At 58.5% G+C, this 7,567-nt stretch carries 4 protein-coding genes; all 4 read right to left on the bottom strand.

Translation table 11 applies throughout. The features are described from left to right. A partial coding sequence (locus tag BG83_RS0100640; RefSeq protein WP_152543654.1) for an ATP-binding protein occupies positions 1–1,239 on the bottom strand: 1,239 nt, incomplete at its 3' end. Then, positions 1,236–3,524, bottom strand: a complete 2,289-nt coding sequence (locus BG83_RS0100635; RefSeq protein WP_152543653.1) for a hypothetical protein — start codon at positions 3,522–3,524, stop codon at positions 1,236–1,238. The genes BG83_RS0100635 and BG83_RS0100640, both read right to left, overlap by 4 nt. Positions 3,525–5,244: 1,720 nt before the next feature. Then, the gene (sodB, locus tag BG83_RS0100625; RefSeq protein WP_009241368.1) at positions 5,245–5,823 is read right to left on the bottom strand and encodes a superoxide dismutase [Fe]; all 579 of its coding nucleotides are present in this window, start codon (positions 5,821–5,823) and stop codon (positions 5,245–5,247) included. 147 nt (positions 5,824–5,970) lie between these two features. After that, complete coding sequence (gene xseA, locus BG83_RS0100620) at positions 5,971–7,380, bottom strand: exodeoxyribonuclease VII large subunit (RefSeq protein WP_024974897.1); 1,410 nt, start codon at positions 7,378–7,380, stop codon at positions 5,971–5,973. Positions 7,381–7,567: the final 187 nt, after the last annotated feature.

Below are 7,567 nucleotides of genomic sequence, written 5' to 3'. Positions count from 1 at the left end.
AGACTTGGGCTTCTGCTCCTCACTGACGGCATTGCTCGCGCCCCATCTAGCCAGGAACGCCTGGTGGGGGACGTCGAGAATTTCGCCCAATGCCACTCCGTCTTGAGCGACTAGGGTTCGAATTAACGGGTGATTGGCCCTGATCACCGGCCCCTGATATGCGGCCAGTACATCGGCGTCAGTAATTCGGTCTTGCCCTCGTCTAAGGGCATGCATTTGCGCCTGCGCAACGATCTTCGACAGAAAGTCCGTAACGCCTCCGGTATGGCGAAACAGCAAGTCCGCGGCATTGTTCAGTGCCGGCGGCTTCGGCATGACATTGAACTCGAGCATACCCGGAACCAAAAACTCCACCCAATCCCTATCCTGGCCGGATAGTGCAGGCCAAAGCTCGAACTGCCCGCCGGAGGTCAAACGGCGCACGTCCTGCGTAAAGTTCTCGAACCCTTTGAACCCCATAGGATTGCCTATGAGTACGATGGGAATGCCAAGGTTCGCCAGACGAAGAAAGAACAGCAGCATGACGTCGCGAGATGCTACTTCCCCAAAGTTCCGCGGCTGAATCTCTTCGACGATCAACGCACCAAGGAAGCAGTTAAACAGTATCTTCGAGACTGCGACCAGATGATGCTCAATGGTCAACTTCTTACTTGAGTACTGAGCGAAATAGTCCGTCCCTAACGCCGCATCAACCTGCTGGTAGATTTGCATGATGAACCCCAGCCGGCTGCCATCCGACGTCATCGCAACCTTGATCCACACCAACTGCTTCTGGCTATTCCAGCCCGCAGCCTCATTGGGGCCATGCTCAATCGTCTGAGGCAACAAGGTCAGCGTTCGATCGACGATCATAGATTTACCCAAACCGGTGACACCCGAAATCGTCATGCAACGCGCGCTCCTTGGCGCAAATCCCGGCTTGGTTGTGCTGCTTGGCGCATCACGTCCGACCACAACATAGCGTTGCCTTTTTACCTCTAACAGATTCGGGTTGCGATCCAAATAACCGCTATGGATCGCTGTCAGCAGTGCATCGGCAATCTCGACCGCTATAGGCGTGGGAACAAAGTGATTCTCGATTCTTGAAAGCAACCACTCCCTGTCACGGACGGTCGCTGATCGAGTCAGCGCGTCAACCAATGAGGTTCCCTCGAGAAGCGTGGGAAGACGCTCAAATGGCACCGGCAGCGGCAAATCGGCAATAAGTGGATTGTCGTTAGCGCGAGAGATAGACGTCATGTGCGCGACCTTTTGCTATGGAACTGTCGCAACAAATCAACTGCCGCGGAACTACACTCAGTCGATGCGACGTAGGGCTCGGCTGGTCCGCTGCCCGTTGTCGGAACCGTTTCACGCTGCGGCTCGGTGAATTGCGGCACGACGCCTCTCTCGCCAAGGGAGGTCGACTCCATCAGCGTCTTTTCGAGTTCGCGATTCTGTCGGATGTTCGAGGTGAGTTCTCGTTTGGATGGCCGTCTATGCTGTCGCTCGACCTCCAACATTTTTTCCCGCTTCGCGGCATCGACATCCGCGAACAAGAGCGTGTCGAGCATGGACTCCAGCTGCTCGTCTTCACCTCGTGCTTGATGCTTAGCAAACGCATCGTCGTCCTGAACGGCAAGATGATCGGCCAGCGTCCATTCCTTGATGGCTAGAGGATCGTGGCTGACGACGTTCTTCAGTTCGTGCACGCCGTTCCGTACAAGCCATACTCTGCTGAGATCCTGTGGGTCACCCCGCACTTCAATTTCGCTATGTCGCCGACGCGCCTCGCGCATGAGCCCGTCCCGTAGCAACACTTCGCCAACGAAGCGCGCGCCGCGAACATATTCAGATCTACGGCCTCTATCGGGCCTGAGAAGGTACACGCCGGAACCCGTCAGGATAGCTGGCATCGCCGGGAGCAAATGGGCTCGGACAACCTCAGAGGACGGCGGCACACCAGCAACGTAGCCGTTCTCCACGCACCATTGGTAAATGCTGGTTCTCGTGGGACACACCCCATCGCGGCGCATTTCTGTTGTGAGCAAGTGTTCGCAGCTTGCAACGTTGTTGTGATGCAAGATCCGGCGAATCAAATGCCTCATGTACTCGAAGTAGGTCAATACCGCATTGATGGCGGGGTGATCCTCCCCGCGATCACGGCGCTTGCCACGCGTCGTTCCGTCGACTTTGTGGTCGAGCTGCCCTTGAACGACATGATGGCTCGACTCAACGGGGCTCTTCAGGTCCGCTCGGCCAACAGGTGCAAACTCCAAAGTACTGCCGAAGGCTGCAATGGGGAGAATCGATGCCTGCGCTCTGAACTCACCGTTGTCGGCCAGATACCGAGTAAATGCAATCGCTGGCCACATCTGCGGCGTGATCTCGATATCAAAACGAGCGCAGAAGTCCACTTTGTCTTGTGCCGCATTCGCCACCGCCAACAGAGCAGTGCATGCCGAGGGAGGCTCGAAGCCGCAATAGAGGCCCGCCCACAGCCCGGTGTACGCGTCCACAATTAAGATTCTGTGTGCGGTCCCCACTGGACGAATGCGTGACACAGCAGAAACCAGATGCACATCATTTGGAGTTGCATCGCAGTATGCAAGTTGACCAACAGCGTGTACGCCATCGCGAGCCGTTCCCGGCAGAGCCCGATGACGCTTCTCAAACTCTCCTTCACGCAACTGCAACAGGGACGCTGACCGCATGTCCGATCGACCCGTTCCCCAATAGCGGAATTGCCGAATCGTTGGCCGTTCGTGCGTCGTCTTGAGGATAGGAACTTCCCGGCCATCCACCACGCTGACACGGTCACGATAGAAGGCCTCCATCGTTCGGAGGTAGGCCGAGGCCACGGTTAGTCCTGGCCTAAGGAATGTCTCCCAACCAAAACTTAGTTTTTCACGATCGTCCTGGCTGATGATGAAATCGGCGGCATGAGCAACTCCATTGCGCGCAGCGACATCTGGTGCCCCAAGCTTCTTCCGTTGAATGCGTATCTGGCCCCTTGCCCCTGAGTTGTAGTACCTAGGCAGCAACGCATTCATGATGCATGCGCCGGCCCAGTACAGATGCAACAGAGAGGCCACGACCTTTACTCGCACTCCAAGTTCTCGGGCGCGCTGTTCGAGCGCGCGATAGTAAAGGCCGCCTTCGAGTAGGGCGAATGTGGTGTATTGGCTCAGTATCGGCGCGAGGATGCTCCATCGCCTATCGCGTACTGAAAGTTGACTGCAGCGCTTGGAAGACGCGTTCTCACGCTCATATCGTGACTGAATTTGATCATCGGAAAGCAGCCATTCGGCTGGAACGTCCCCTTCACCAATTTCCGCCCCAGACTGCCCCAGAAGAACTTCCATTTCTCGGAGGGAGTAGCGCCGTGGGCGACGATAGTAGGCCAGCGACTCCCCGGCTACTTTAGAAAGCGCAATCAGCCATAGGCTGTCTGCTGCCCGATTAACTAATACGACCCGGTAGGAACCAGCAAAGCGGGAGGCAGGAGGGATTCGCAAGACGAGATTTGCCCGAATCTCATGCATTCCGCGCCTCCTGGAAAAGCCGGCGACGCAACGCTGCTCGCAGTCCCCTTCCCCCCAACTCGGCCATCTGAGAGGTCTGTGTGGGGACGGATAGATCGATGTCGACGTCAAGTCGCCAAGCAAGCAGCTTGAATGCAGGCCATGCTAGTTGCCTCTGCATGCTCGAGCCGGCGGTCGCATACTCGACTGCGGCACGGATTGACGTTTGCGAAATTGCCTCGTTCAATAGACTGGCGAAGCGCGAAAATCCGGGCGCCGCGCGTATTTTCTGCTCTACCTGTAACGAGGCACCACAGTCTTCGAGGTTCGACAGAAGCGTTGGGGATAGCGCAAGCTCGTGAGCTACGTGATACGTCGCCGAAATCGCAGCACAGTAGCGACGCTCAAGCTCAAGCCGCTGCATCATCCTCGAAGTGGACGACGCGCTTTCAAGGTCCCCTCGGCCCTTGCAGGAAAAGACTACGATTCGCGGGGCCGCTTGCCCGGCTAGAGTCACGACAACGTCGAGAGTTGCAACATAGGGAACATCGCTGCCCGGAAACACCCCATGGGCAATTCCAGCCTCCTCAGCAAGTGTCAGCAATCCCGGAGCAGTGATCTTGCCGAATAAGCCGCCACCCTCGGTGCCGGCCAGCGGATGCGGGTGCGCGAAAGGCCAAGCCGGGAACTGCTCTCGAACGTCGAGCGCACCAAGCCAATAGCAAAGCACACCGATCTGTCGCTCAACTCGAGTCAAGGCATGGAAAGGCCTGGTAGTGCCCGGAAGTGGGCCTACGGATTGATTTCCCCTTGGACTCGCGTTTTTTCGCCTCACTTCTATGAACGGCCGGTAGGCTTCCCCGTGTCCCTGCCCTATTCCCGACGCAATCATCTTCCGTAGCTTCTCCCACGTCATAACCTTGCTCATGGCCTGAGTTCTCCAAAAGTCATTCGCAACGAACCGGCTCTCTTCAGCTAGTGATAGGCGAGCGCCGTCCATGACAAATGAGCACGTGCCCATAAGGCAACGCGCCACTCGCAACTGCTGCGTTTTGAGAAAATCTCGGGAAAAAAAGGGCTTGACTTGGCTGAGGCCGGAGACAATACTGCGGATGTCCAGTCTCGCAGTAACGCCCTGCTCAAGAGCCAAGAAAGAAAGCCAGTCCTCCGAGATTGGCTTTTTTTTACATCACAACCTCCTGTATTGAAGTGGAATAGGCAGGCCTTCAACCTGAAATAGGTTTGGAGGCATCCTCGGCAATTCGCCCAGCAACGCAAAAGAGCAAATCGGCTGCCGTAGCAGCCTACAGCCGCTGGGGCCGGCGTGGCGGGCTGCCCAGGATTTCTTACGTTGGAAAAGTGAGTCTGATCTGGCGAGCCAGTAATTCGTTAAATCACAGCCAACGAAAAACATACTCTTTTGGAATTATTACGTCCAGAATTTGTTTGACTTCCTGTACTGGCTTATGACAATGATTTTTTTATATTATTTTTCATATTTAAGTAGCACCCCAATCAGCCGGCTAAGGTGAGGCAACAAACTTAGTAGGCTGTCGATCTTCTCGCTCCAGCCACCTTACTCGAGTGGAAGAATCCGAATCTCACGATCAAAAGAAAAGGCCCTCTGCAAGCAGAGGGCCTTGATCTAATTGCGCTTTCCGAACTTTAGCGCCACAACACGTTCGAATTTTCCAAACTATTACGCCATTTTCCGAACTATATTGTCACGCTACAATTCGCTTTAGGCGAAGTTCTTGGCAACGAAGTCCCAGTTGACCAGGTTCCAGAACGCCTCGACGTACTTCGGACGGGCGTTGCGGTAGTCGATGTAGTAGGCGTGTTCCCACACGTCGCAAGTCAGCAGCGGCTTCGCATCGGTCGTCAGCGGCGTGGCTGCGTTCGAGGTCGACACCAGATCCAGCGAGCCGTCGGCCTTCTTCACCAGCCAGGCCCAGCCCGAACCGAAGGTGCCGATGGCCGTCTTCGTGAACTCTTCCTTGAACTTGTCGAAGCTGCCCCACTTGGCGTTGATGGCGTCAGCCAGCGCGCCGGTCGGAGCGCCGCCGCCTTGCGGCTTCAGGCCGTTCCAGTAGAACGTGTGGTTCCACACCTGTGCGGCATTGTTGAACACGCCGCCCGAGGACTTCTTGACGATGTCTTCGAGGCTGAGGTTCTCGAACTCGGTGCCCTTGATCAGGTTGTTCAGGTTCGTGACGTAGGTCTGGTGGTGCTTGCCGTAGTGGAACTCCAGCGTTTCCTTGGAGATGTGCGGCGCCAGAGCGTCTTGGGCGTACGGCAGCGGGGGGAGCGTGTGTTCCATTGTTCTTGCCTTCTGTGGGTTGTACAGGTTGGGAGCGACGATTGTAGGAGACTTGCAAAACCGGTGCAAACCGCATGCCAAATAGTGGGAATACCCGCTAAACGCGTGCGGAATCGCATTCGTTACCGCTATAAGGTCATGCGCTGGTCACAGTTCGAGCTTGGTTTGCACCTGGGCGATTTCGATGTCAGCCGTGCCTTGCGCCAGCCGGGCCTCGATACGTGCCCGGGCATGCAGTGCGTTCGGATCGCGGATGGCATGGCCCTTGGCATCGAGCAGCACTGCATAACCGCGCTCCAGCGTGCGCTGGGGCGCCAGCAGTTCCAGCCCGCTGTGCTGACGTCCCAGGCGCTCCTGCGCGCGAGCCAGCCTGTCTCGCATGAGGCGTGCCAGCGTCGCTTCGGCTTGCTGCAGGCGAATGCGCTCTCGCGTGGCGTCGGGGCGGGCGGCGGCCAAGCGCATCGTCAGGAGACGCTGGAGGTGTTCCGCGCGCTGCACGCGGCCGGTCAGGGAAAAGCGCAGGCGGCCTTCCAGATGCGCCAGCTGCGTGCGGCGTTCGCGCATCTGCGCCTGCGGGCTGCGCAGGCGGCGCGCAAGCCAATCGACGGCCTGCGCGCGGCGATCGAGCTGGCGGCGCAACTGTGCCGAGAGCGCATCCCAGTCGCGCCCCACATCGCGCAGCATGCGGGCACGGTCGGGGCTGACGAGTTCGGCCGCCGCAGTCGGCGTGGGCGCTCGCACGTCGGCCACAAAGTCGACGATCGTCACATCCGTCTCATGCCCGACGCCCGCCACAATGGGAATTTCCGATGCACCAACCGCACGTGCAACCGGCTCTTCGTTGAAGGCCCATAGGTCTTCAATGCTGCCGCCGCCCCGGCACAGGATGATGACGTCGACCTCGGCCCGGGCGTTGACCCGTTCCAGCATGGCGGCGATGCGCTCCGACGCACCGGCGCCCTGCACCGGCACGGGATAGACCACCACCGGTACATGCGGCGCGCGCCGGCGCAGGGTGGTCAGCACGTCGCGCAAGGCCGCTGCCTGCAGCGACGTCACCACGCCAATCGCACGCGGATGCCGCGGCAGGGGCCGTTTGCGGTCGGCCTCGAACAAGCCTTGCGCCTCCAGCGCGGCTTTCAGCCGCAGGAAGGCCTCGTACAGATTTCCCAGGCCGGCCCGGCGGATCGCTTCTACGCTCAATTGCAGTTCACCGCGCGCCTCGTACAGCGTGACCAGCGCACGCACCTCGACGGCCTCGCCTTCGCGCGGGGTGAAATCGGCGTATTGGTTACGGCCCTTGAACATCACGCAGCGAATCTGCGCGCCCGCATCCTTGAGCGAGAAATACCAATGTCCGCTGGCCGCGCGCGTGAAGTTCGAAATCTCGCCGCGCACCCAACCCAGCGGAAAGTTGCGTTCAAGCAGCCCCGCAATGCGGCGGTTGACGTCGCTGACGGTAAGCACGTCCTGCGAGCCTCGGTTCAGTCCAGACGCAGCGGCGGGTGCTGCCGGCGTCTCGGGCGTGGGTGCGGGCGTGGGTGCGGTGGCATCCATCCAAAACGGGCGGCGGGAAGACGGCGGCGGGGTCATAAGTGGTGCGAGGAGCGCAAAACGATGAGGCTTCGGGGCGACTTCTACCTTGAATAGGGGAGGCAATCCACGCCAAGCGGGCTACCTGTCCACAGCATAACGTGGTTGTCAAGCTTGACAGAGGCTAGGTGACTCGCTCTCTGCATTTTGA

Source organism: Ralstonia pickettii, from assembly GCF_000607165.1.
Classification (GTDB): domain Bacteria; phylum Pseudomonadota; class Gammaproteobacteria; order Burkholderiales; family Burkholderiaceae; genus Ralstonia; species Ralstonia holmesii.
The sequence above is the reverse complement of the archived record's forward strand: the minus strand, read 5'-3'. Positions and strand labels throughout refer to the sequence as shown.